This window comes from Nocardia anocheti, assembly GCF_029675105.1.
Taxonomy (GTDB): domain Bacteria; phylum Actinomycetota; class Actinomycetes; order Mycobacteriales; family Mycobacteriaceae; genus Nocardia.
This window is the reverse complement of the sequence record NZ_JAQQFV010000009.1, coordinates 207512-231976: the sequence shown is the minus strand read 5'-3', so window position 1 is coordinate 231976 and position 24465 is coordinate 207512. Positions and strand designations below refer to the sequence as shown.

Below are 24465 nucleotides of genomic sequence, written 5' to 3'. Positions count from 1 at the left end.
GGCGGCGCGGGCGCCGCGGGGTCGCGACCCCCTAGGGGCCGCGAAGGCTCGTCGGGCTCGCCCTTGTCGGGGTCACCCTGGGGTGTCGATGTCCATCCTTTCAGGTGCGCTGTGTCGGAATCGCGTCGGCTCGGTGAACAAGTTCGGCGTGTTCGGCGAATGTGACCGTCAGCCGATCTGGGTGGGAGACGGGGATTCCGCTGCTGTTATTGGCTACAGTTCGTCAGGTGCCGATCTATGCCGCTTACGGGTCCAACATGGACTCGACGCAGATGCTGGAGCGCTGCCCGCATTCGCCCATGTCCGGGACCGGGTGGCTGGAAGGTTGGCGCCTGACCTTCGCCGGTGACGACATCGGCTGGGAAGGGCCGTTGGCCACCGTGGTCGAGGATCCGGGCTCCCGGGTGTTCGTCGTGCTCTACGACGTCTCTCCCGAGGACGAGGAGAGCCTGGACCGCTGGGAGGGCTCGGACTTCGGCATCCACAAGAAGATCCGGATCCGCGTCACCGGCACCCAGGGCGAATCGCGGCTGGCCTGGCTCTACGTCCTCGACGCCTACGAGGGCGGCCTGCCCTCGGCCCGCTACCTCGGCGTGATCGCCGACGCGGCCGAAAAGGCGGGCGCCCCCGAGGACTACGTCCACGCGCTGCGCACCCGCAACAGCAAGAACGTGGGCCCGGGGGCGTAAGCGCCTAGGCCTGCAGGACGATGTTGGTCAGCGTCCTGACGCCCACCGCCAGGGCGCGCTCGTCGATGTCGAAGGTCGGCTGGTGCAGGTCGAGCTGCTCGCCGGTGCCCGACCACACGCCCAGCCGACCCATGGCGCCCGGGGCTTCCTCCAGGTACCAGGAGAAGTCCTCGCCGCCGCCGGACTGCGGGGTGTCGGCCAGCGCGTCGGGGCCCAGCGCCAGGACGGCGTTCTCGAACATCAGCGCCGAGGTGGGGTCGTTGACCACCGGCGGCACGCCGCGCTTGTAGTTGAGCTGGTAGCGCACGCCGGTGGGGGCCAGCAGGCCGTCGATGATCTCGCGGACCAGCGGTTCGAGCAGCAGCCAGGTGGCGTGGTCACCGGTGCGGACGGTGCCGGTGAGCATGCCGGTCTGCGGAATCGCGTTGGGCGCCTTGCCCGCGCTCACCGCGCCCCACACCATGATCGTGCTGGTCCTCGGGTCGACACGGCGGCTCAGCAGCCCCGGCAGCCCGGTGATGACCGTGCCGATGGCATAGACCAGATCGCTGGTCAGATGCGGGCGCGAGGTGTGCCCGCCGGGCGAGTCCAGCACCAGTTCGACGGTGTCGGCGGCCGAGGTGATCGCGCCGGTCCGTAAACCCACCTTGCCGACTTCGAGCCGGGGATCGCAGTGCAGCGCGAAGATCCGGTCGACGCCCTCCATGCCGCCCGCGGCGACCACGTCGAGCGCGCCGCCGGGCATGACCTCCTCGGCGGGCTGGAACACCAACCGCACGCCGACCGGCAGGTACGCCTCGGCTTCGGCCAGCGCCAGCGCGGTGCCCAGCAGCACGGTGGTGTGCGCGTCGTGACCGCAGGCGTGCGAGACGCCGGGCACGGTGGAGGCGAAGGTCAGGCCGGTGAACTCCTGCATCGGCAGCGCGTCCATGTCGGCGCGCAGCGCGATACGCGGGGCGTCGGTGGGGCCCAGATCGCAGAGCAGACCGGTGCCGCCGGGCAGCGTCCGCCAGGTCAGGCCCGCCTTGCCGAGCCAACCGGCGACGAACTCGGTCGTGGCGAACTCCGCGCGCGACAGTTCGGGGTTGGCGTGGATGTGTCTGCGCCATTGCACCAGGTCACCGGTGTGTTCGGCCAGCCACGCGTCGACTATCTCGGTTCCCGGCATCCCGTCTAGTTCGGCGTCCGGCACGGTCGGGACCACCGCGTTCGCGCGCGTCGCCGCGGCGGGGGTGACGCCGAGCGGCACCGCGTCCGCCTCGGCGTGGGTGGTGCCCGGATGGCCGGAGATGCTCACCGAATGTCCTCCTGTCGTTCGACCAGAGTGTGCAACAACCTGTCCCTGTGTACTTCATCGCGTGCCGCCGCGACAGCGGTACGCGCCAGTGCGAGCGCGCCGTCGAGCACCGCGCGGTCGGCCGAGGCGTTCACCGCGGCGGCGGCGAACTCCGGCTGATGGGTCACCGCGCCGCCCGCGTCGATGCCGATCACCGGGTGGATACCGGGGATGACATTGGTGACGTTGCCCATGTCGGTGCTCCCGAGCGGCCGCAGCACCTCGAGTTCGGGCGCGATCGGCGCCCGCCCCAGCTCGGTGATCCGCGCGCGATACAGCTGCGACAGGGCCGGGTCGGGGGTGAGCTCGGTGTAGGTGGGCGCGAGCGTCCGTATGTCGTGGGTGCAGCCGGTGGCCAGGGCGCCCGCCTCGAAGCACGCCTTCGCCCGGCGCATCAGGTCGTCGAGGGAAGCGGCGTCGGTCGCGCGGAGGTAGTAGAGCAGTTCCGCCCGTCCGGGCACGATGTTGGGGGCTACGCCACCGTCGGCGACTATACCGTGCACCTGCTGACCGGGACGCAGGTGCTGGCGCAGCAGACCCAGCGCGACCTGCGTCAGCGTCACCGCGTCGCCCGCGTTGCGGCCCAGTTCGGGCGCGGCGCTGGCGTGCGCTTCGCGGCCGTGGAAGGTGATGGCCAGATCGGCCAGGGCCAGCGACCGCGCGCCGACGATGTCGCTGGGCCCGGGATGCACCATCAAGGCCATGGCGATGTCGTCGAAGGCGCCCGCCTCCAGCATGAGCACCTTGCCGCCGCCGCTCTCCTCGGCCGGGGTGCCGAGCACGACGACGGTGAGACCGAGCTGGTCGGCGACCTCGGCGAGCCCGAGCGCGGCGCCGACGGCGGTCGCGGCGATGATGTTGTGCCCGCAGGCGTGCCCGATCTCGGGCAGCGCGTCGTATTCGGCGCAGAGGCCGACGGTGAGCGGGCCGCTGCCGTAGACGGCGCGGAACGCGGTCGGCAGCCCGGCCACGCCGGTGGTGACGGCGAAACCCCGCGCGGTCAGCGGCTCGAGGATCTTGGCGACGCTGCGGGTCTCGGCGAAGGCCAGCTCCGGTTCGGCGTGGATCGCGTGCGAGAGCGCGATCAGCTCGTCGGAGGCCGCGCGGATCGCGGTATCGGCCGCGGTGGCCGAGAATTCGCCGGTGCGCGAGGGTGCCATACCAACCAGTCTCGCATCAGTGCTGGTTCCGGGCGCACCGGCGAGGCGCTCAGTTGCCGAAGGGCAGGTTCTCCGGGGTGACCGGGGTGGCCAGCGCGGCCAGGGCCTCGGCGTGCAGATCGGTCTTGATGATCGGGGTGATCGGCTTGCGCAGGCTGGTCAGCGCGGCGGCCTGGGCGATCGCGGTGGACAGCACCTGCTCGGCCTCGGCCTTGGCGTCGACGATGCCCGCGGCGATCGCCTCGTCGGCGGCGAAACGGTGACCGGTGGTCATCGCCCGCACACACACCTGGTTGCTCAGACGGCCCTTGAGCAGGCCGTTCATGCCGACGGTGAAGGGCATGCCCAGGTGCACCTCGGGCAGCGACCAGAAGCCGCGGTCCCCGCGCATCACCCGGAAGTCGTGCGAGCTGGCCAGCATGGCACCGGCGCCGAAGGCGTGGCCGTTGATGGCGGCGACGGTCGGCATCGGGAAGGTCAGCAGGCGGGTGTAGAGGGTGTGCACCCGGTCGAGGTAGCCGTGGATCTTGTCCAGGTTGCCGAAGACCCAGTCGGTGTCGAGGCCGTTGCTGTAGAACTTGCCGGTCGCCACCGTCACCAGGGCGGCCGGGCCCTCGGACGCCTCGACCTCGTCGAGGGCGGCGTGGAAGGCGTCGATCCAGCCCGGCGAGAAACGGTTCTCGTTGTCGGTCTCCCCCTCGTTCCCGAGGTACAGGACGAACACATCACCAGAGCGCTCCAAATACGGCATGCAGGGAAGAATAAACGCCGCTGGCAGCCACCCCTTACTCGCGGGTAGCAAGCGCGGGGGCGACAGGGCGCGCCGCCCGCCCATAGACTTCCCCCATGCTTGCCGAACAGGCCGCTCAGGCGATCGCCGAACGTACGGGAGTGCCGCGTCATCGCGTGGCCGTGGTGCTGGGATCGGGGTGGCAGGAGGCGGCGGCCGAGATCGGCTCGCCGCGCGCCTCGATCGCCATGCCGGAGTTACCGGGTTTCGGCAAGCCCAGCGCGCAGGGCCACGGCGGCATGGTCCATTCGATCCAGGTCGACGACACCGACGTGCTGCTGCTGATGGGCCGCCAGCACCTCTACGAGGGCTACACACCCCAGCAGGTGGTCCACCCGGTGACCTCCGCGATCGCCGCGGGCGCCGAGATTGTGCTGCTCACCAATGCCGCGGGCGGGATCAGGCCCGGTCTGCGGGTGGGCGAACCGGTGCTCATCGCCGATCACCTCAACCTCACCGCGCGCACCCCGCTGGAGGGCGCGCGCTTCGTCGACCTGGTCGACGCCTGGGACCCCGAGCTGCGCGCGCTGGCCAGGGAACTCGACCCGAGCCTCACCGACGGCGTCTACGCCGGACTCACCGGCCCGCAGTACGAGACGCCCGCCGAGATCCGCATGCTGGCCACCGTCGGCGCCGATCTGGTCGGCATGTCGACGGTGCTCGAGGCGATCGAGGCGCGCTCGCGCGGGGCTCGGGTGCTGGGTATCTCGCTGGTCACCAATCTGGCGGCGGGCGTCACCGGCGAGCACCTCTCCCACGCCGAGGTGCTGGCCGAGGGCCAGGCCGCCGCGCCTCGGCTGGGCAAGCTGCTGCGCGGAATCCTGGAGCGGGTGTAGATGCTGCGGTTCGGGACGGCGGGCCTGCGCGGTCCGCTGCGTGAGGGTCCGGACGGCATGAACGTGGACACGGTCTCGCGCGCCACCGCCGGACTGGCCGCCTGGCTGCGGGAGCGCTGCCTGGGTGGCGGCGCGGTGGTGGTCGGGCGCGATGCCAGGCACGGCTCGGCCGACTTCGCCACGGCCACCGCCGAGATCTTCGCCGCCGCGGGCTTTCCGGTGACGCTGCTGCCCGAACCGGTCCCCACCCCGGTGGTGGCCTTCGCGGTCCGCGAGCTCGGCGCGGTGGCGGGCGTGCAGATCACCGCCTCGCACAATCCGCCCGCCGACAACGGCTACAAGGTCTACCTCGACGGTGGTTCCCAGCTCATCGCCCCCGCCGACGCCGAGATCGAGCGGTGCATCGAGCAGGTCACCGGGCCGATCGCCCGGGAGCCCGTCGCGGTGTCCGGTGCCGAGCTGGTCGACCGCTACCTGGCCCGCGTCGCCGCGCTGCCCCGACTGCTCGGCGGCCCGGGTGAGCGCGCCGACGTGCGGATCGCGCTCACCGCGCTGCACGGTGTCGGCGGCGAACTCGCGGTGCGCGCGCTGGCCGCGGCCGGGTTCACCGATGTGCACGTGGTCGACGAGCAGTACGCGCCCGACCCCGACTTCCCCACCGTCGCCTTCCCCAATCCCGAGGAGCCCGGCGCCGCCGACCTGCTGCTCGCGCTGGCCGCCCGCGTCGACGCCGATCTGGCCATCGCCCTCGACCCCGACGCCGACCGCTGCGCGCTGGGCGTCCCCGGCCCCGACGGCTGGCGCATGCTGCGCGGCGACGAGACCGGCGTGCTGCTGGCCGACTACGTCCTGCGCACCCGGCCCGCCGACCCGCTGGTGGCCACCACGCTGGTGTCCTCGCGGATGCTGAGCAAGCTGGCGGCGGCCCGCTCGGCCCGCTACGCCGAGACGCTGACCGGCTTCAAATGGCTGGCCAGGGCGGGCGAAGGGCTGGTGTACGCCTACGAGGAGGCGATCGGTCACTGCGTCGACCCGTCGACGGTCCGCGACAAGGACGGCATCTCCGCCGCCGTCGCCGCCGCCGACCTGGTCGCGCTGCTCACCGCCGAGGAAGGCTCGCTGCTCGACGAACTCGACTCCTACGCCGTGGAATTCGGCCTGCACACCGGCGGCCAGGTCTCCCTGCGCCTGCCCGACCAGGCCACCGCGACCGCCCTCACCGCCGCCCTGCGCGCCACCCCACCCAGCGAGATCGCGGGCACCCCGGTGAAATTCACCGACCAGGCCCAGATCCGCGGCCGCATGCGCACCGACGCGCTGATCTTCGAGGCCGACGACTTCCGCCTCGTCGTCCGCCCCTCGGGCACCGAACCCAAACTCAAGTGCTACCTGGAGGTCTTCACCCCGGTCCCCGACCGCGCCGCCCTGCCTGGAGCGAGAGACCGTGCCGCGCGGCGCCTCGCCGAACTCGACGCGTTCTGCCTGACCTTGGCGAACGGATAGGGACGGGCGAGGCGGTACGGACGCCGGGTCAGCGGGGGCCGAATTGACGGTCGCCCGCGTCGCCGAGACCGGGGACGATATAGGCGTTCTCGTTGAGTCTCTCGTCGACGGCGGCGGTGACCAGACGCACCGGCAGGCCCGAGTCGGCCAGGGCGGCAATGCCTTCGGGTGCGGCGACCACGCAGACGGCGGTGATGTCGGTGGCGCCGCGGGCGACCAGGAGTTCGAGGGTGTGGCGCATGGAGCCGCCGGTGGCCAGCATCGGGTCCAGGACGAACACGGGCAGGTCGGTCAGGTCCTCGGGCAGCGATTCCAGGTAGGGCACCGGCTGATGGGTCCGCTCGTCGCGGGCGATGCCCACGAACCCGACCCGGGCCTGCGGCACCAGATCGGCGGCCGCGTAGACCATGCCAAGGCCCGCGCGCAGCACCGGCACCAGCAGCGGCGGGGCGGCCAGGCGCACCCCCTCGGTCACCGCGACCGGCGTGTCGATGGGCTCGCGCAGCACGGGCGCGTCGCGCAGCGCCTCGTACATCAGGATGCCGGTGAGATCGCCCAGAGCATTGCGGAAGGTGGCGTTGTCGGTGCGCGCGTCGCGCATGGTGCTGAGCAGCGTCGCGGCGAGGGGATGGTCGACAGTGTCGGTGCGCATGAAAAAACGATAGGGTCGCCAGGCGTTGCCGGTGCGGCCGCTGGGGAAAATTTTCGGGTCCGAGGGAACCGAATGCGGCGTCGGCGCGTCCAAACTGATGAATGACGTACTCTGCCCGGAAACTCGAGGATTGGGGGAAGTTCGATGCGGAAGATGTCGGCCGATGCCGAGGGCATCGTCGCCTACAGCGCACAAGCCGGAACGATGTCCACGGAACTGGCGACGGCGGCGGCCGGTGCGGTGGCCTCCGATCCCACCCTGCTCGGCCCGATCATGGGCCTGATCGGCGGTGATTTCGTGACCGCCTACTCCGCGGCGCACGCGGGCCACGTCGCCTCGATCGCCCAGCTGTCGGCGGTCATGGCGAGCATGGGCGCGGCCACCGCCAGCGCGGCCACCACCCTCGTCGACACCGACCTCAACAACGCCGCTCCGCTCACCGCGGCCGCGGGCGATCTGGGTGCGGGCGCATGATCGATCTCTCCGGCCTGGCCCAGCCGCTGGCCGACCTGCTGTCGAGCTTCGGCACCGGTGTCCTGGGCAACGGCGGCGCCTCCGACGGCCTGCGCGCGACCTCCACCAATCTCGACCAGATCTATCAGCTCGGTCGCAACAGCATCAACAACGTGAACACCGCCTGGGACGGTCAGGCCGTCGACGCGGCCACCGCCAAGGCGCTGCGGGTGCAGAACTCCTCGGCCAACCTGTCCGACAACGGCACCGGCATGGCGACCGTGCTCGACCAGGCCGCCGCCTACGTGCAGACCGGCCAGAAGGAACTCGACACCATCGTCCAGTCCTTCCTCACCGACGTCTCCGCGCTCAGCCCCACCCTGGGCACCCCGGTCGGCCTGGCCGCGGTGGTGAGTTCGGCGATCGACCACATCGGCCAGGGCCTCGGCGTCGTCGGCCGGGTGCAGGACGAGCTGGGCACCCAGACCGCCGCCATCCAGGAACTCACCCCGGCCCCGTCGAGCACCTCGCTGGCGAGCGTGTCCAGCGGCGCGACCAACCTCGCGTCCACGGCGAGCTCGAGCCTGCTGTCCACTGCGGCCAGCACCGGCGGTTCGCTGCTCAGCACGGTCGGTTCGTCGCTGTCGTCAGTGATGAGCTCCTCCTCGACCACCAACGGCTCGAAGACCACCACCCAGGGCACCACCACCAACGGTTCCAAGACCACGACCACGCCCGGCACCACCACCGGTTCGGCGGGCGACGGTACCGGCGTCAAGATCACCCTGCCCGACGGCAGCGTGGTCGAGGCGCCCAACGAGAAGGCCGCCACCGCGGTCCGCTCGGCCATCAGCGCCTGCGGCACCCCGTATGTCTGGGGCGGCAACGATCCGAACTCCGGCATCGACTGCAGTGGTCTCACCAAGTACGCCTACGGCGAGGCGGGCGTCGAACTGCCCCGCCTGGCCCAGGAACAGCACATCGGACACCCCCAGGTTTCCCCCGGTGACCTGCAACCGGGCGACCTCGCCGTGTGGGACGGCCACGTCGCCATGGTCGTCGGCAACGGGCAGCTCGTCGAGGCGGGCGACCCGGTCTCGATCAGTTCCATCCGAACGGAGAACAGTGGTATGGAGTTCTACGGCTTCTACAGGCCGACCGAATGACCGGCGCGCCGATGCCCGAGGTCCCCAATGTGGAGACCGCGGTCAGCAGCAACCGGTCGGGCACCATCTCGGTCCGCGCGACCAGCATGGGCCTGCCGATCGCGATCAAGTTCGAGCGCAGCGAGTACCAGTACGGCGCGCAGGCGCTGGCCGATGAGATCCTGCGCCTGACCAAGCGCTCGACCATCGCCGCCGCCGCGCGCCTGCGCGAGGTCTACAGCGAGCAGGCCGGTATCCCCGATCAGCTGCTGGACAAGATGAACCTGCCGACCAGGCGTCAGGCGGTCGAGGAACTCGACCGCATCGACGACGCCGACACCGGCCAGACGAGTTGGATGAGGCCGCTGTGAGCGCGGAAATGGACGCCCTGGTCGCCGGGGTCACCGGAAAACTCGAGGCGCTCGAGGCCGCGCTGTACGGCCTCAAGCAGGTCAACGGGCGTTTCACCACCGAGGACGGGCTGGTGACCGCCGAGGTGAACAGCGACGGCGCGCTGGTCGCGTTGTCGCTGGACGAGGGCATCACCGCGCTGGCCCCCACCGAGGCCGCGCAGCTGATCCTGTCGGCCTGCAAGCAGGCCACCGAGACCGCCGGTGCCGAGCGTTCCAACATCATTGCGACACTGAACGAATCGCTCACCGGAGGCGCCGCGCAGCCCGCGCAGCAATTAGCACCCGGGCCGGATAGTGCCCAGCGCTGAAGCTCGATAGGCTTCGCGTCATGGCTTCTGGAGACATCGTCCCGATCGAGCTCGGTCTGACCGATGGCGATCTCGTCACCCTGTGGGCTCCGCGCTGGCGCGACGGTGACGACGAGTGGGAGGCGTTCCTCGGTCACGAGGACGACCTCTACGGTTTCGAGTCGGTGGCGGAGCTGGCGGCGTTCATCCGCACCAACTCCGACAACGACCTCGTCGAGCATCCGTCGTGGGCGGTGATCGCCGGGCTCTCGGCGGCCGAACTGGAGCCGGAGGAGAACTTCAGCTTCGATCTGGTGGCCGTGCCCGAGCTGGCCGCGGGCGATCCGGACGTCGAGGTCGTCGGCGAGCTCGAGGACACCCTGGCGATGGTGCGCAATATCGGCGAGGTGTGCGAGCTCGACGTGGTCACCAAGTTCTTCGGTGACAACCCGGTGCTCGAGACCCTGGCCGGGGGCGTGCACACCTACGCGGGCCGCGACGGCGAGGAGCTGTGGGATCAGCTCGGCGCCGCCATCGTCAAGGGCTGGGACGACGTGCTCGACGCGATCGACGGCGTGGTCACCACCCCCGAGGTCGACGCGGCCGCGGTCGCCGTCGCCGAGGCGGAGCTGTTGGCCGCCGAGGAGAACGAGGTCGACGCCGACGATGTCGCCGAGGAGGACGAGGAGTTCGAGGCCGTCGACCTCACCGCCGACGACGAAGACGAGGACGAGTCGTTCTGGCACGAGGTCGGCATCGACCCGGTCAAGATCGTCAACTCCGACGGCGAGCACTACACCCTGCGCTGCTACCTCGACGACGAGCCGATCTTCCTCGGCGACGGCCGCTCGATCACCGTCTTCGGCTCCGAGCGCGCGCTGGCCCGCTACCTGGCCGACGATCACGAGCACGAGCTGGCCCGGGTCTCCACCTTCGCCGAGGTGCAGACCGCCGCGGTCGACGGGTCGCTCGAAATCGAGGTGACCGACGAGAACGTCTACGTGCTCACCGGTCTGGTCGAGGACCTGGCCGAGGGCCCCGAGGCGGTCGACATCGAACAGCTCGACCTCGCCGTGGAGCTCATCACCGACGCGGCCGACTACGCCGGTGACGACTCCGTCGAACAGGCGCTGGCCGCGTCGAACCCGCTGGGCTGGTACGTCTCCTACCTGCTCAACCCGGACCCGAACCGGATGGCGCCGAACCCGCCGTTCGCCAGCGAGGCCCAGTCCTTCCGCGATCTGCTGCGCGTCTTCGAGACTCGCCTGGTCAGCGAGTAGGACCCGACGAACCACCAGGGGCGGTGCCGATCCGGCACCGTCCCTGGTCGCGTTCTCAGCCGAGCAGCACGGCGTACCCGGGCTTGATCACCTCGTCGATGATCTTCAACCGGTCCGGGAACGGGATGAACGCCGACTTCATGGCGTTGATGGTGAAGCGCTCCAGATCGCTCCAGCCGTAGCCGAAGGTATCGACCAGCTTAAGCATCTCCTGGCTCATGGTGGTGTCGCTCATCAGCCGGTTGTCGGTGTTGACGGTGACGCGGAACCGCAGCCGGGCCAGCAGGTCGAAGGGATGCTTGTCCAGCGAGGGCACCGCCCCGGTCTGCACATTCGACGACGGACACAACTCCAGCGGCACCCGCATGTCGCGCACGTAGTTCGCGACCAGTCCCAGCCGCGCGTCCTCGACGGCGCCGGGGACGCTGATGTCGTCGGTGATGCGGACTCCGTGCCCGAGGCGGTCACAGCCGCAGAAGGCCAGCGCCTCGTGGATCGAGGGCAGCCCGAACGCCTCGCCCGCGTGGATCGTGAAGTGCGCGTGGTTGGCCCGCAGGTACTCGAAGGCGTCGAGGTGGCGGGTGGGCGGGAACCCGGCCTCGGCGCCCGCGATGTCGAATCCGCCCACGCCCGCGTCCCGGAATCGCACCGTGAGCTCGGCGATCTCGCGCGAGCGGGCCGCGTGCCGCATGGCGGTGAGCAGACAGGTCACCCGGATGGCATTGCCCTGTTCGGCCGCGATCGCCTCGCCCTCGCGGAAACCGGCGAGGGTGTGCTCGACGACCTCGTCGAGCGTGAGGCCCTTCTCCAGGTGCTGTTCGGGTGCGAATCGCACCTCCGCGTAGACCACCCCGTCGGCGGCCAGGTCGATCGCGCACTCCCTGGCCACCCGGCGCAACCCCTCCGGGGTCTGCATCACGGCGACGGTGTGGGCGAAGGTCTCCAGGTACCGCTCCAGCGAGCCGCTGTCGGCGGCGTCACGGAACCAGGCGCCCAGGCTCGCGGCGTCGTGGGCGGGTAGCTGGTCGTAGCCGCAGTCCGCGGCGAGCTCGAGCACCGTCGCCGGGCGCAGACCACCGTCGAGGTGATCGTGCAGCAGGGCCTTCGGTGCTTGTCGGATCGAAGCGAGGTCGAGGGGCATCGGTCCAGTCATACGGAAACGTTAGCGGGGAGTCCGCCTCCCCGCGACGCATCCGCGGCTACCCGATGCGCTCGAGTACCAGCGCGCCCGGTTGTCGTCCGGGTCGACCTCGATCGCCGTCGTGCCGTCGAGCACGCGCAGCGCGTCGGCGGCGAGCGGTGGGGCGCACAGCCCCTCCGTGCGAGATCAGCCGAGCGGTGTGCGTCAGCCGATGCGGTCGAGAACCAGCTCGCCAGGTTTGCTGTCCGGGTTCGTTTCGATCGTGACCGTGTCATCCAGCAACCGCAGCGCCTCGGCGAAGGCGTCGGGGGTGTCGGTGTGCAGGGTGAGCAGCGGCTGACCGGCGCGCACGGTGTCCCCCGGCTTGGCGTGCATCTCGATCCCGGCGCCCGCCTGCACGGCCTCGCCCTGCCGGGCCCGACCCGCGCCGAGCCGCCACGCGGCCAGCCCGACACCCATCGCGTCCAGGCGCGTGAGCACCCCGTCCGCGTCGGCCCGCACGATCTCGGTGTGCCGGGCCACCGGCAGCGGCGCGTCCGGATCGCCGCCCTGGGCCGCGACCATCGCCCGCCAGTGATCCATGGCGCGGCCGTCGGCCAGCACGTCGGCCGGGTCCACGTCGAGCCCCGCCAGCTCGACCATCTCGCGGGCGAGCGTCAGCGTCAGCTCGACCACGTCGGCCGGTCCGCCACCGGCCAGCACCTCGACCGATTCGGCGACTTCGAGCGCGTTGCCCGCCGTGCGCCCGAGCGGGGTGTCCATGGCGGTGAGCAGCGCGACCGTGCGCGTCCCGGCGTCGCGGCCGAGTTCGACCATGGCGGTGGCGAGTTCCCTGGCCTCCTCGATGGTCTTCAGAAAAGCCCCGCAACCCACCTTGACATCGAGGACCAGCGCCGCGGTCCCCTCGGCGATCTTCTTGCTCATGATCGAGCTGGCGATGAGCGGGATCGACTCGACCGTCCCGGTGACATCGCGCAGCGCGTAGAGCCGCTTGTCGGCGGGCGCCAGATCGGCACCGGCCGCACAGACCACCGCCCCGATCGCCGGGTCGGCCAGGATCTCGCGCATCCTCGGCACACTGACGTCGGCGCGCCAGCCGGGGATCGCCTCGAGTTTGTCCAGCGTGCCGCCGGTGTGCCCGAGTCCGCGCCCGGACAGCTGCGGCACCGCCGCCCCGCAGGCCGCCACCAGCGGGGCCAGCGGCAGGGTGATCTTGTCGCCGACCCCGCCGGTCGAATGCTTGTCGACGGTGGGTCGGGGCAGGTCGGTGAAGTCCATCCGGCTGCCGGAGGCGATCATCGCCGCGGTCCACCGGGCCGTCTCGCGCCGGGACATCCCGCGCCAGAGAATCGCCATGGCCAGCGCCGACATCTGCTCGTCGGCCACGATCCCCCGAGTGAACCCGTCCACCACCCAGTCGATCTGCTGGTCGGTGAGCTCCCCACCGTCGCGCTTGCTCCTGATGACCGAAACCGCGTTGAGTGCCGTCACCGGGCCAGTCTGGCACGGGCACCACCGGGATTCCGGACTCAGCGCCGTCCCGCCGCCAGATCGTCGGGTCCGAAGGCGTACGGCAGCAGCTCGCCCAGCGTCAGCGGGCCCTCACCGTGCGCCACGAGCAGCTCGGCGCCCCCGTGCTCGAACAGCAGCTGACGACACCGCCCACACGGCATGAGGATTTCCCCCCGGGAATCGGTCACCGACACCGCGATGAGACGGCCGCCACCCGTCGCAAATAAGTTACCGACGAGTACACATTCGGCACACAGCGTTAGTCCGTATGAGACATTTTCCACATTGCATCCGCTCACAATTCGCCCGTCCGCGGTGAGAGCAGCAGCGCCGACGGGGAATCCCGAGTACGGCGCATACGCCTGACGCATAACTTGAATTGCCTTGTCATGCAAGGTATTCCACTCGATTTCGGGCATCACGAACCTCCAGCGGATCCCGTCGAACGCGTCGACGAACGGGCCTGCGCACCAGTATCCGGCAAGGAGAAAGGTAAACCTAACTCGGCCGTTTCGCACGCAACGCGCGGCACGCCGAATTAGTTCCGCGAAACAGAGAGGATTAGAGTTCACCGAAGATCGGTTCAGGTTCCCGGCGGCGGGCCAGCGCTCGAGAACACAGCGCAGCCACCTGGGCATTTGCCTCTCCACGCATGCCGGCGTCGGATCTGTGACCGGGTCCATCAACGACGTTGGAGGCACCGCACTCTATGAGCACGATAGAAGCTCCGGCTCCGGCCCAGCCGAAGCGCAAGACGCTGTACCGCGGCGACCCGGGCATGTGGTCGTGGGCGCTGCACCGGATCACCGGTGTCATGCTGTTCTTCTTCCTCTTCGTCCATGTGCTGGACACCGCGCTGGTCCGGGTCAGCCCCGAAACCTACGACCACGCGATCGAGCTCTACAAGACGCCGCTGGTCGCCCTCATGGAGATGGGCCTCGTCGTCGCGGTGCTCTACCACGCGCTCAACGGCGTCCGCCTGATCCTGGTCGACTTCTGGGCGCAGGGCCCGCGCTTCCAGAAGCAGATGCTGTGGGTCGTGCTGACCATCTGGGTTCTGGTCTCCGCCGCCGGCGTCGGCCGCCAGTTCTTCTACCTGCTGACGGAGCACTGATATGTCTGCACCTGTCCTCGGCAAGTCCTACGACCGCCCGGCCAGCCTGGACGCCCCCCGCTCCCCCCGGGGCACGACCAACGGCAACTTCGAGAAGTACGCGTGGCTGTTCATGCGCTTCTCCGGCCTGCTGCTGATCGTGCTGGTGATCGGCCACATGTTCATCATGCTGATGATCGACGGTGGCGTGAACCGGCTGAACTTCGCGTTCATCGCCGGTCGCTGGTCCAGCCCGTTCTGGCAGTTCTGGGACCTGACCATGCTCTGGTTGGCCCAGCTGCACGGCGGCAACGGTCTGCGGACCGTCATCGATGACTACTCCCGCAAGGACTCCACCCGGTTCTGGCTCAAGACCGTCCTCGCGGTCTCGATGATCCTGGTGATGAGCGTCGGCACCTACGTCATCTTCACCTTCGACCCCAACATCACCGGTTAGGAACAGGCCACCTCGCATGAGTGAATCCCGTCCGATTCAGGAGCATCGCTACGACGTCGTCATCGTCGGCGCCGGTGGCGCGGGCATGCGCGCGGCGATCGAGGCGGGCCCCCGGGCTCGCACCGCGGTCCTGACCAAGCTCTACCCGACCCGCAGCCACACCGGCGCGGCGCAGGGTGGCATGTGCGCCGCGCTGGCCAACGTCGAAGAAGACAACTGGGAATGGCACACCTTCGACACCGTCAAGGGTGGCGACTACCTCGTCGACCAGGACGCCGCGGAGATCATGGCCAAGGAGGCCATCGACGCGGTGATGGACCTGGAGAAGATGGGTCTGCCGTTCAACCGCACGCCCGAGGGCAAGATCGACCAGCGCCGTTTCGGTGGCCACACCCGTGACCACGGCAAGGCGCCCGTGCGTCGCGCGTGTTATGCCGCCGACCGCACCGGTCACATGATCCTGCAGACGCTCTACCAGAACTGCGTCAAGCACGACGTCGAGTTCTACAACGAGTTCTACGTGCTCGACCTGGTGATGACCGAGTCCGAGCGGGGCCCCGTCGCCACCGGCGTCGTCGCCTACGAGCTGGCCACCGGCGAGATCCACGTCTTCCACGCGAAGTCGATCGTGTTCGCCACCGGCGGCTCGGGTCGCATGTACAAGACCACCTCGAACGCGCACACGCTGACCGGTGACGGCATGGCGATCGTGTTCCGCAAGGGCCTGCCGCTCGAGGACATGGAGTTCCACCAGTTCCACCCGACAGGTCTGGCGGGCCTGGGCATCCTCATCTCCGAGGCCGTCCGTGGTGAGGGTGGCATCCTGCGCAACTCCTCCGGCGAGCGCTTCATGGAGCGCTACGCCCCCACCATCAAGGACCTCGCCCCGCGTGACATCGTCGCCCGTTCGATGGTGCTCGAGGTGCTCGAGGGCCGCGGCGCCGGGCCGAACAAGGACTACGTCTACATCGACGTGACCCACCTCGGCGAGGACGTGCTCGAGGAGAAGCTGCCCGACATCACCGAGTTCGCGCGCACCTACCTGGGCGTCGACCCGGTCAAGGAGCTCGTTCCGGTCATGCCGACCTGCCACTACGTGATGGGCGGTATCCCCACCCGCATCCGTGGCGAGGTGCTGCGCAACAACACCGACGTGGTCCCCGGCCTCTACGCCGCCGGTGAGTGCGCGTGCGTGTCCGTGCACGGCGCGAACCGTCTCGGCACCAACTCGCTGCTCGACATCAACGTCTTCGGTCGTCGCGCCGGTATCGCCGCCGCGGAGTACGCCAACCGCACCGAGTTCGTCGAGATGCCGGAGAACCCGGCGCTGATGGTGCAGGACTGGCTGGCGCTGATCCTGTCCGACCACGGCAACGAGCGCGTGGCCGACATCCGCACCGAACTGCAGTACACGATGGACATGAACGCCGCCGTGTTCCGCACCGAGGACACCCTCAAGCAGGCCCTCACCGATATCCACGCGCTCAAGGAGCGCTATACCCGGATCACGGTGCAGGACAAGGGCAAGCGCTACAACAGCGACCTGCTCGAGGCCGTCGAGCTGGGCTTCCTGCTCGAGCTGGCCGAGGTCACCGTCGTCGGCGCGCTCAACCGCAAGGAATCGCGTGGCGGTCACGCCCGCGAGGACTACCCGGATCGCGACGACGTGAACTTCATGCGGCACACCATGGCCTACAAGGAGGGCCCGGAGCTCATCTCCGAGATCCGCCTCGACTTCAAGCCGGTGGTGCAGACCCGCTACGAGCCGATGGAGCGTAAGTACTGATGACTGCTGTAGCCGAACCCGTCACCCAGAAGCCCGCGCCCGTGCCCGAGGGCTCGGTCATGGTCACCGTCAAGGTGGCCCGGTTCAGCACCGAGGACGACAAGGGCGCCTACTGGGATTCGTTCCAGGTGCCGGTCCTGCCGACCGACCGCTTCCTCAACGTCCTGATCTACATCAAGTCCTACCTGGACGGCACCCTCACCTTCCGGCGCTCCTGCGCCCACGGTGTGTGCGGTTCGGACGCGATGCGGATCAACGGTGTGAACCGGCTGGCCTGCAAGGTGCTGATGAAGGACCTGCTGCCCAAGGGCGACAAGACCCTCACCATGACCGTCGAGCCCATCCGCGGCCTGCCCGTGGAGAAGGACCTCATCGTCGACATGGAGCCGTTCTTCGACGCGTTCCGTGCCGTGAAGCCGTACCTGATCACCTCGGGTAACGAGCCCACCCGCGAGCGCATCCAGTCCCAGCACGACCGCGCCCGCTTCGACGACACCACCAAGTGCATCCTGTGCGCCTGCTGCACCACCTCCTGCCCCGTGTACTGGAGCGACGGCAGCTACTTCGGCCCGGCCGCGATCGTGAACGCCCACCGCTTCATCTTCGACAGCCGCGACGAAGCCGCCCGCGAGCGCCTCGACATCCTCAATGACGTCGAAGGCGTCTGGCGCTGCCGCACCACCTTCAACTGCACCGACGCGTGCCCCCGCGGCATCGAGGTCACCAAGGCCATCCAGGAAGTCAAGCGAGCCCTCCTCTTCGCCCGCTGACCTCCCAGGTCCCCCGAAGGCCGCCCCCATCCAAGGATGCGGGCGGCCTTCGTCGTTCGTGTCGAGCATCGCGGGTGGTGGAGAGCTGTTCACCGCGGGAGTGCCAGCGTTCCGATCACCAGCACCGGCAGGGTGATCAGGTAGGCGGTCGCGCTGTATCGGAACACCTTGTCGGACAACGGCCCGCCGCCTCGTCCGGTGAGTACTTCCAGTGGGCTGGTGGACGTGTTGTCGCCGCCGTCCTCGAAGGTCGACGCGCACGTCAGCAGGAGGAGGTCGGCGGTGACGAGCAGCGGCCACATCGGCGGTGCGGCGGCGAATCCGGCGAAGATCAACGGGCCGAACAGGAGTGCGGGGAGCAGGCCGAGGGAGATGGCGCTGAGGATCAGACCGACCATGGCGAACCAGCCGAATGCGGTGAGTCGCAGGAATAGTGCGAGTGCGACGACGCCGATCTGTACGAAGCCCATCGACACGGTGGTCACCGAGGTGCGGGTCGAGATCGGGAGGCACCCCGGTAGGGGGACGCCGCGTCCAGGACGGCCGAGCGGTAGGAGCGGCCGAAGAGGATGGCGTGAACCAGCATGATGGGGAGCTGGTGCAAGGGGATGCGGGTACGCCAGTCGGGGGCGAGAGGGTGGATATCGTTGTAGGCGGCGAGGATTCGATCCAGGTAGGGTGCGCCGCCGAAGAGGAGCAGGGTGGCGAGGTCGGTTTCGCGGTGGCCCGCGTGGGCGGCGGGGTCGATGAGCCAGGGGGTGTCGGCGGGGCCCCAGAGGATATTGCCGGGCCAGAGGTCGCCGTGGATGCGGGACGGGGGTTCGGTGGGGGCTTCGATGGAGATGGATTCCACGAGGGTGGCGTCGGCGGGGTCGAGTGCGCCCGCGTCGACGGCGAGTTTCAGGTACGGGAGGATGCGGCGCTCGCGGAACCACGTTGGCCAGTCGTCGCCGGGGGTGTTGTCGAGAGGCAGGCCCGCGAGGAATCCGGTCGGCGGCGAGATACCCCCCACACCGGAAGTAGGCAGTGGGTCGGCGGCGGGCTGCGTACCAACGGCGATAGCAGGCCCGGCACCGGCGGTGGGCGGCGCTGCCCCGCCGAAGCGGGCCGCACCGGCCTGGTGGGTGACGGCGAGGGTGGCGCCGAACCGTTCGGCGGCGACGACGGTCGGTTCGGCGTGGTCGATCCAGGCCATGAGCAGCAGGTCGTCGGTGGCCGCGTAGACCTCGGGGACCGCGACCCCACCGGGCACCCGCAACCAGTCGAGTCCGGCGGCCTCGGCCGCGAACAATCCACGGGGAGCGGGCTCGGGCTCACCGGTGGGTGCCGCCGAGACCCCGCCCGGCCAGGTCTTGAGGAACAGGTGGGTCCCGTCGTCGAGGACGATCCGCTCGGCGACGCTGATCGAACCGCCGGAGACCGGCGTGGTGCGCAAGCGCTGATGGGCCAGGAAGGTCGGCAGCAGGTGCGGGTGCGCACGCAGGAACGGCAGGTCCACCCGGCCATCTTGCCCACAACACGAACAGACCGGCATCGAACGTGCCGAATCAGCACCTCGAGCACTTTGGTTAACGGGTATTACTAAACACTGTTCACCAGATGGCTCCGCGTGGTTTCATGGACCCGGAACGTGTTCTACATCACTCGGTGAGCGCCGCGTGACGGACCGGAGGAGACACCCGTGATCAGCCCGAACATCCCGGCAGGATTCGATTTCACCGATCCCGATCTGCTGGCCGCCCGACTGCCCGTCGAGGAATTCGCCGAGCTGCGGCGCACCGCGCCGGTCTGGTGGTGCGCCCAGCCCGACCGGGCCAGCGGCTTCGACGACGGCGGCTACTGGGTGGTCTCCAAGCTGGCCGACATCAAGGAGATCTCCAAGAATCCCGAGGACTTCTCCTCGCACGAGAACACCGCCATCATCCGGTTCAACGAGGAGACCACCCGCGAACAGATCGACATGCTCGGCAATATGCTCATGCTGAACCTGGACCCGCCGCAGCACACCAAGATCCGGCGCATCGTGTCCAAGGGCTTCACCCCGCGCGCGGTGGAGAATCTGCGCGCCGCCCTCACCGAGCGGGCCGAGCGCATCGTCTTCGACGCCAAGCGCGAGGGCCGCGGCGACTTCGTCGAACAGGTGGCCGTCGAACTGCCGCTGCAAGCCATCGCCGAACTGCTCGGCGTGCCGCAGGAGGACCGCCGCAAGATCTTCGACTGGACCAATCAGATGATCTCCTACGACGATCCGGAGTTCGAGGGCAATCACCACACCGCCACCGCCGAGGTGATGGGCTACGCCTGGAACATGGCCGAGCAGCGACGCGGCTGCCCGGCCGCCGATATCGTCACCCAACTGGTGAACGCCGATGTCGACGGCGAGCATCTCGGCTCCGACGAGTTCGCCTTCTTCGTCATCCTGCTCGCGGTCGCGGGCAACGAGACCACCCGCAACTCCATCACCCACGGTATGAAGGCCTTCGTCGACAACCCCGAGCAATGGGAGCTCTACAAGGACCAGCGCCCGCGCACCGCGCCCGACGAGATCGTGCGCTGGGCCACCCCGGTGACGGCCTTCCAGCGCACCGCCACCCGCGATCTGGAACTGGGCGGACAGCAGGTCAGGAAGGGTCAGCGGGTCGGCTTGTTTTACAGCTCGGCCAATTTCGACGAGGACGCCTTCGTCGACCCGTTCCGCTTCGACGTGCTGCGCAACCCGAACCCGCACGTCGGCTTCGGCGGCACCGGCACGCACTACTGTGTCGGCGCCAATCTGGCCCGGTTGGAGATCGATCTGATGTTCAATGCCATCGCCGACGCGATGCCGAATCTGCGCCAGGTGTCCGATCCGGTGCGGCTGCGCACCGGCTGGCTCAACGGCATCAAACGCTGGGAAGTCGAATACGCTTGAGCCACAGGGCGATCGAGGAAGGGGCGGGGTGACCGACGAGCGAGCGCGCACCAGGGGCCGGACACCGACGGTGACCGATGCCGATATCCGGCGCGTCGCGCGGGCACTGCTGACCGCGCACGGCCCCGACGGCGTCACCCTGCGCGCGATCGCCCGCGAACTCGGCATCACCGCCCCCGCCCTCTACCGGCACTACGCCTCCCGCGACGAGCTGGTCGAGCGGCTGCGGCTGGAGTTCTGTGCCGAACTGGCCGCGCACCTGTCCGCCGAGATCGACCAGCTCCCCGACGACGGCGCGGTGCAGTTCCTCGCCATCTGTCGGGGTTTCCGCCGCTGGTCGCTGGCGCACTCACGCGAGTTCACCCTGGTCTTCGCCACCCCGTCGGACCAGCGCACCATGATGCGCCGCTTCGACGAACCCTTCGGCCGCATCTTCCTCGCCGCCGCAGGCCGCCTGCTGGCCGGTTTCGAGATCGCGACCCCACCCGGTGACACCATTCCCGCCGAACTCCGTGACGACCTGCTCGATTTCCAGACCGAACTGCTGGCCGTGCTCTCCGAGACCGGCCAGAAGTTCCCCGCCGAGAAACTCGACCTCGGCACCACCTACCTCATGGTCCAGACCTGGGCCCGCCTCTTCGGCCACGTCACCCTGGAAGTCTTCGGCAACTACCCCATCCCGCTGGCCTCCCCCGAGATCATGTTCGACGCCATGCTCGCCGACCTGGCCCGCACCGCCGGATTCGACCGCCGTCCCGGCTGAGGCGAGCTTCTCGGTGGCCTGCGAAAGTATCGAACGACACCGACACGAAACGGGGGAGCCCAGTGATGGAACGCGAGCAGTTCGGGCAGGAGGCGCTGGCCATTGTGCGGGCGCAATGGGGCGGCGAGGCCGAGTATTCGGCAGCGGATTTCAGCGTCGGGATCGACGACGGCCGGGTTATCTATCTGGGCAACATCTTTCGCGAATGCGCCGAGGTCGAACCCAGCGAGCGCGCGGCGAGCCTCGCGGCTTTCGTCTCCGCGATGATCTTCGACGACGAGGTGCCCGCCGACTGGCGGTCGGTGCGTCCGATGCTGCGATCGGTCCTGCGGCCGGTCACACTCGGAGCCGACCTTCCGGGCGCGCTGTCGCGGCCCGCGTTCCCGTTCGTCACCGAGTCGGTGGTCATCGATCGGCCACGGACCCGGGCCTTTGTCCACGAAAACCACGCGCGCGACTGGGGAGTCGAGCCGGACGAGGTCTTCGCCACGGCACGCGAGAACCTCGCGACCCTCGCCCGGCCCAGTTCAGCGGAAAAATTGCAGGTCACCCGGTTCATCGACGACGGCAGCTCCTACGCCGCGTCCTGGCTGCTGGTGCCCGGCTGGCTGGCCGGTCATGCCGATGGGACGCATCGGCCGGTGGTCTTCATCGCCGAGAACGATTCCCTGCTGCTCGTTCCCGATGAACCGGATCTGCTCGCGCAGACCTTCGAGATGATCGAGCAGCAATACCGGGAGGCCGCACGGCCGATCTCGCCACAGGGGTACACGGTCGACGCCGACGGCACTGTCGTCCCGTTCGACGAGGTGGGCGAGCACCCCTGCCGACGACTGGCACTGCGTGCCCGCGCGGGTCTCGCCTTGACCGAGTACTCGATCCAGTTGAACCACCTCACCAAGACTTTCGAGGAGTTCCTGGAACTGCCCGGCCTCGACATCGAACCCGCCTACGTCGCCGCGGTGAACTACGAGGAATCCGACCACGGCGCCTTCACCTCCGTGGTCTGGGGTGAGGACGTGGACTACCTGCTGCCGGAGGCCGACGTCGTCCACTTTCTCCGCCGTGACAACGATGACGTCGAATTGGTCTGCACCGTCCCCTTTCCCGCGGTGATCGAGATACTCGGCCTGGTCCCGGTTCCAGGCCTGTCCCCGACCCGATTCGAAGTGCGCGGCTGGCCCGATCCCACCGCCATGGCCCGCCTCCGCGTCGCCGCCATCGATCCTCGTACTGCCCGCTAGAGCAATGGTGGTGCGGTGGCCCAGGATTCACCGGCGATGACGATGTGGTCGAGGTAGCGCAGGCCGACGGTGGCGGCGGCGTGGTGGAGCAGGGTGCTGGCGCGGCGGTCGTCGGGACTGGGATGCGGGTCGCCGGAGGGATGGTTGTGGACGACGGCGAAGGCGCGGCCGTCGTGGCGCAGGACGGTATTGAGGATTTCGCGCACGGGCACGGCGACGTGGTCGATAGCGCCCTCGGCGACGAAGGCGCGGTGTCGCAGGCGGTGCTGGGTGTCGCAGATGAGCACCAGCAGGCGTTCGACCCTGGCACCGGCGAACAGCGGGATGGCCACCCGCGCCACGTCCTCGGGCGTGCTCAGGCGGGGCACGGTGTCGGTGCTCGTGCGCGAGCGGGTGCCCAGGTGGAAGGCGGCGATGACGGTGGCGGCCTTGGCCGGGCCGATCCCCGCGCTGCGCGCGAGTTCCTCCGGTCTGGCCGCGGACAACTCGGCGAGGCCGCCGTACTCACCGAGCAGGTGGGCGGCGAGTTCGAGCGCGGACAGTCCGCGCGTGCCCTGACCGAGCAGCAGCGCGAGCAGTTCGCTGTCGCTGAGCGCGTGCGGGCCGAGCATGAGCAGTCGCTCGCGCGGACGCTGGGCGACGGGCAGATCGGCGATCGGTACCGACATCGGTTCCCCCCTGCGGATCGGTGACGCCACCGATACTCCCAGCACCCACCGACAGATTCGGGCTACCTCCCAGCCACCTCGCTACGTGGTGGGTTCCGCGGTGAAGATCGAATCCGCCATCAACCGCTCCAGATTGCGTAATTGGCGCTCGTGCACCACGATGCGGCGCAACGCCTCGTTGACAGTCGCGTTGCTGTCACCCGTGCCCATGATGTCGGCAGCAGCGGCCAGCAGTCGCTGGTCCAGATCGATCCGCAGAGTTCGCACATATCCTCCTCGCCTACGAACGCAATCTTGCGTGATGGACGGGCCACGCGTGCGCGGATTCACCGCGTCGTTACCGAATCCGGTATTCGCAACGACACACAGCAAATCGACCGCACCCACCGTGATCCGCGCGGAAAAGTGACGCGAATTCGCTGGTGACCGCCAGAATCAGCGACCCCATCGAGCCGGAACTGTGCAGTTTGCGCAGTTGTGCGCGTCGGTGTTGTCGCCGACGCCGGGCGGTGCTTGCCTGGAGACATGTTCACCGAGGCACAGCTGTACTCGCCGGTCACCCGCGAGCGTGACGGCGATGTGACGGTGCACCTGAGCGCCGACCATCCCGGCGTCGGCGACCAGGAGTACCGCGCGCGCCGCAACGCCATCGCCGCGCTGGCCCTCGACCACGTCCCCGGCGGGCCCACCCCGCACATCGACTACACCGACGACGAACAGCGGGTCTGGCGCATCGCCTCGGCCGAACTGGCCGCCAAGCACGCCGTCTACGCGTGCGCCGAGGTGCGCGAGGCGGCGGCGCGGCTGGCCCTGCCGCGCGATCACATCCCCCAGCTCGACGAGGTCTCGGGCCTGCTCGCCCCGCTGACCGGCTTCCGCTACGTGCCCGCCGCCGGACTGGTCCCGCTGCGCGAGTTCTTCGGCTCCTTCGCCGAGCGCACCTTCCACTCCACCCAGTACATCCGCCATCATTCGGCGCCGCTCTACACCCCCGAGCCCGACGCGATCCACGAGATCATCGGCCACGCCACCCAGATCGCCAGCCCGCGCTTCGCCGCGCTCTACGAAACGGTCGGCGCCGCGGTGGCCCGGCTAGCCACCGACACCGCGCTGAAATTCCTGGCCGACGTGTTCTGGTTCTCGCTGGAATTCGGTGTCGTGCGCGAGGCCGGGGAAATTCGCTGCTACGGCGCGGGACTGCTGTCCTCCTACGGCGAGATCGACGAATTCCGGCACGCGCAGCTACGTCCGCTCGACGTGGCCGCGATGAGCACCATCAGCTACGACATCACCCATTACCAGCCGGTGCTGTTCTGCGCGGATTCGGTGGACCAACTCGTGGACGTGCTGGGCGAATTCTTCGCGACAATGGACGACGAGACCCCGGCCCGGCTCGGCCACCATCCGCACGCGGTCTCATAGCAAACTCCGAATACCTTGGTACAGAACACAGTTCATCAATTTTCGTTTCTCACATGATGAGACCCGACAGGCAGAGCGGGCCGCCCGGCTGTTACTTTCGACCGGTTCTTCAAGCTTTGCGAAAGGGTCGGGTAGACCGAAAATGACTGTGGAC

At 69.1% G+C, this 24465-nt stretch carries 27 protein-coding genes; 16 read left to right on the top strand and 11 right to left on the bottom strand.

Features of this window, described 5'->3' with window-relative positions:
- Positions 1-227: 227 nt before the first annotated feature.
- Positions 228-689, top strand: coding sequence for a gamma-glutamylcyclotransferase family protein (locus tag QC180_RS24030; protein WP_278265066.1), 462 nt, complete (start codon positions 228-230; stop codon positions 687-689).
- 4 nt (positions 690-693) lie between these two features.
- Here the strand turns inward: QC180_RS24030 and QC180_RS24025 are convergent, their stop codons facing one another.
- The 3 genes from QC180_RS24025 to QC180_RS24015 form a co-directional block, all read right to left on the bottom strand.
- Positions 694-1857 carry a M20 family metallopeptidase gene (locus tag QC180_RS24025; protein WP_278265187.1) on the bottom strand — a complete coding sequence of 388 codons (1164 nt, stop codon included), beginning with the start codon at positions 1855-1857 and terminating at the stop codon, positions 694-696.
- Positions 1858-1982: 125 nt separating this feature from the next.
- Positions 1983-3185 carry a M20 family metallopeptidase gene (locus tag QC180_RS24020; protein ID WP_278265065.1) on the bottom strand — a complete coding sequence of 401 codons (1203 nt, stop codon included), beginning with the start codon at positions 3183-3185 and terminating at the stop codon, positions 1983-1985.
- A 49-nt stretch (positions 3186-3234) separates the two neighbouring features.
- Positions 3235-3936: an enoyl-CoA hydratase-related protein gene (locus tag QC180_RS24015; protein WP_278265064.1), complete on the bottom strand. Its 702-nt coding sequence runs from the start codon at positions 3934-3936 to the stop codon at positions 3235-3237.
- A gap of 95 nt (positions 3937-4031) precedes the next feature.
- On the opposite strand from QC180_RS24015, the gene QC180_RS24010 reads away from it, so the two are divergent.
- Both QC180_RS24010 and QC180_RS24005 read left to right on the top strand, forming a co-directional pair.
- Positions 4032-4811, top strand: coding sequence for a purine-nucleoside phosphorylase (locus QC180_RS24010; protein WP_278265063.1), 780 nt, complete (start codon positions 4032-4034; stop codon positions 4809-4811).
- Entirely contained in the window at positions 4812-6314 is a 1503-nt protein-coding gene (locus QC180_RS24005) for a phospho-sugar mutase (RefSeq protein ID WP_278265062.1), read from the top strand.
- A gap of 28 nt (positions 6315-6342) precedes the next feature.
- On the opposite strand, the gene upp is transcribed toward QC180_RS24005, so the two are convergent.
- Positions 6343-6966 carry a uracil phosphoribosyltransferase gene (upp, locus tag QC180_RS24000; RefSeq protein WP_278265061.1) on the bottom strand — a complete coding sequence of 208 codons (624 nt, stop codon included), beginning with the start codon at positions 6964-6966 and terminating at the stop codon, positions 6343-6345.
- Between the two features lie 144 nt (positions 6967-7110).
- On the opposite strand from upp, the gene QC180_RS23995 reads away from it, so the two are divergent.
- The 5 genes from QC180_RS23995 to QC180_RS23975 are packed head-to-tail and all read left to right on the top strand — an operon-like array spanning position 7111 to position 10544.
- On the top strand, positions 7111-7440 hold the full coding sequence (locus QC180_RS23995; protein WP_278265060.1) for a hypothetical protein: 330 nt from the start codon (positions 7111-7113) through the stop codon (positions 7438-7440).
- Positions 7437-8585, top strand: a complete 1149-nt coding sequence (locus QC180_RS23990; protein ID WP_278265059.1) for a C40 family peptidase — start codon at positions 7437-7439, stop codon at positions 8583-8585. Before QC180_RS23995 ends, QC180_RS23990 begins: the two co-directional genes overlap by 4 nt.
- Complete coding sequence (locus QC180_RS23985) at positions 8582-8935, top strand: hypothetical protein (protein WP_278265058.1); 354 nt, start codon at positions 8582-8584, stop codon at positions 8933-8935. The genes QC180_RS23990 and QC180_RS23985 overlap by 4 nt, the downstream gene beginning before the upstream one ends.
- The gene (locus QC180_RS23980) at positions 8932-9285 is read left to right on the top strand and encodes a YbaB/EbfC family nucleoid-associated protein (RefSeq protein WP_278265057.1); all 354 of its coding nucleotides are present in this window, start codon (positions 8932-8934) and stop codon (positions 9283-9285) included. The genes QC180_RS23985 and QC180_RS23980 overlap by 4 nt, the downstream gene beginning before the upstream one ends.
- 20 nt (positions 9286-9305) lie before the next feature.
- Positions 9306-10544 (top strand): primosomal protein, encoded by a 1239-nt coding sequence (locus QC180_RS23975; protein ID WP_278265056.1) that lies wholly within the window; start codon positions 9306-9308, stop codon positions 10542-10544.
- Positions 10545-10599: 55 nt separating this feature from the next.
- Here QC180_RS23975 and QC180_RS23970 read toward each other — a convergent pair whose 3' ends face one another.
- The 3 genes from QC180_RS23970 to QC180_RS23960 form a co-directional block, all read right to left on the bottom strand.
- Positions 10600-11697, bottom strand: a complete 1098-nt coding sequence (locus tag QC180_RS23970) for an adenosine deaminase (protein WP_278265055.1) — start codon at positions 11695-11697, stop codon at positions 10600-10602.
- A gap of 192 nt (positions 11698-11889) precedes the next feature.
- Entirely contained in the window at positions 11890-13176 is a 1287-nt protein-coding gene (locus QC180_RS23965; RefSeq protein WP_278265054.1) for a thymidine phosphorylase, read from the bottom strand.
- Between the two features lie 38 nt (positions 13177-13214).
- Positions 13215-13616 (bottom strand): cytidine deaminase, encoded by a 402-nt coding sequence (locus QC180_RS23960; protein ID WP_278265053.1) that lies wholly within the window; start codon positions 13614-13616, stop codon positions 13215-13217.
- A gap of 290 nt (positions 13617-13906) precedes the next feature.
- Here QC180_RS23960 and sdhC point away from each other — a divergent pair, with 290 nt between their 5' ends.
- The 4 genes from sdhC to QC180_RS23940 are packed head-to-tail and all read left to right on the top strand — an operon-like array spanning position 13907 to position 17303.
- Positions 13907-14311 carry a succinate dehydrogenase, cytochrome b556 subunit gene (sdhC, locus tag QC180_RS23955; protein WP_278265052.1) on the top strand — a complete coding sequence of 135 codons (405 nt, stop codon included), beginning with the start codon at positions 13907-13909 and terminating at the stop codon, positions 14309-14311.
- Between the two features lies 1 nt (position 14312).
- Positions 14313-14747, top strand: coding sequence for a succinate dehydrogenase hydrophobic membrane anchor subunit (locus QC180_RS23950; RefSeq protein ID WP_278265051.1), 435 nt, complete (start codon positions 14313-14315; stop codon positions 14745-14747).
- A 34-nt stretch (positions 14748-14781) separates the two neighbouring features.
- Positions 14782-16533, top strand: a complete 1752-nt coding sequence (gene sdhA / locus QC180_RS23945; protein WP_278265186.1) for a succinate dehydrogenase flavoprotein subunit — start codon at positions 14782-14784, stop codon at positions 16531-16533.
- On the top strand, positions 16533-17303 hold the full coding sequence (locus QC180_RS23940) for a succinate dehydrogenase iron-sulfur subunit (RefSeq protein ID WP_278265050.1): 771 nt from the start codon (positions 16533-16535) through the stop codon (positions 17301-17303). Before sdhA ends, QC180_RS23940 begins: the two co-directional genes overlap by 1 nt.
- Positions 17304-17392: 89 nt before the next feature.
- On the opposite strand, the gene QC180_RS23935 is transcribed toward QC180_RS23940, so the two are convergent.
- Both QC180_RS23935 and QC180_RS23930 read right to left on the bottom strand, forming a co-directional pair.
- A complete protein-coding gene (locus QC180_RS23935; RefSeq protein ID WP_278265049.1) occupies positions 17393-17788 on the bottom strand; it encodes a hypothetical protein in 396 nt (131 codons plus the stop codon).
- A complete protein-coding gene (locus QC180_RS23930) occupies positions 17785-18801 on the bottom strand; it encodes a fructosamine kinase family protein (RefSeq protein WP_278265048.1) in 1017 nt (338 codons plus the stop codon). The genes QC180_RS23935 and QC180_RS23930 overlap by 4 nt, the downstream gene beginning before the upstream one ends.
- A gap of 183 nt (positions 18802-18984) precedes the next feature.
- Here QC180_RS23930 and QC180_RS23925 point away from each other — a divergent pair, with 183 nt between their 5' ends.
- The 3 genes from QC180_RS23925 (at position 18985) to QC180_RS23915 (ending at position 22221) form a co-directional block, all read left to right on the top strand.
- A complete protein-coding gene (locus tag QC180_RS23925; protein ID WP_278265047.1) occupies positions 18985-20214 on the top strand; it encodes a cytochrome P450 in 1230 nt (409 codons plus the stop codon).
- Between the two features lie 28 nt (positions 20215-20242).
- Positions 20243-20977, top strand: coding sequence for a TetR/AcrR family transcriptional regulator (locus QC180_RS23920; protein ID WP_278265046.1), 735 nt, complete (start codon positions 20243-20245; stop codon positions 20975-20977).
- Positions 20978-21042: 65 nt separating this feature from the next.
- Positions 21043-22221 (top strand): DUF1444 domain-containing protein, encoded by a 1179-nt coding sequence (locus tag QC180_RS23915; protein WP_278265045.1) that lies wholly within the window; start codon positions 21043-21045, stop codon positions 22219-22221.
- Here the strand turns inward: QC180_RS23915 and radC are convergent.
- Positions 22218-22889: a RadC family protein gene (radC, locus tag QC180_RS23910; RefSeq protein WP_278265044.1), complete on the bottom strand. Its 672-nt coding sequence runs from the start codon at positions 22887-22889 to the stop codon at positions 22218-22220. The genes QC180_RS23915 and radC overlap by 4 nt on opposite strands.
- 81 nt (positions 22890-22970) lie before the next feature.
- The gene (locus QC180_RS23905) at positions 22971-23156 is read right to left on the bottom strand and encodes a type II toxin-antitoxin system VapB family antitoxin (protein WP_278265043.1); all 186 of its coding nucleotides are present in this window, start codon (positions 23154-23156) and stop codon (positions 22971-22973) included.
- 258 nt (positions 23157-23414) lie between these two features.
- On the opposite strand from QC180_RS23905, the gene QC180_RS23900 reads away from it, so the two are divergent.
- Complete coding sequence (locus QC180_RS23900; RefSeq protein ID WP_278265042.1) at positions 23415-24311, top strand: phenylalanine 4-monooxygenase; 897 nt, start codon at positions 23415-23417, stop codon at positions 24309-24311.
- Positions 24312-24465: the final 154 nt, after the last annotated feature.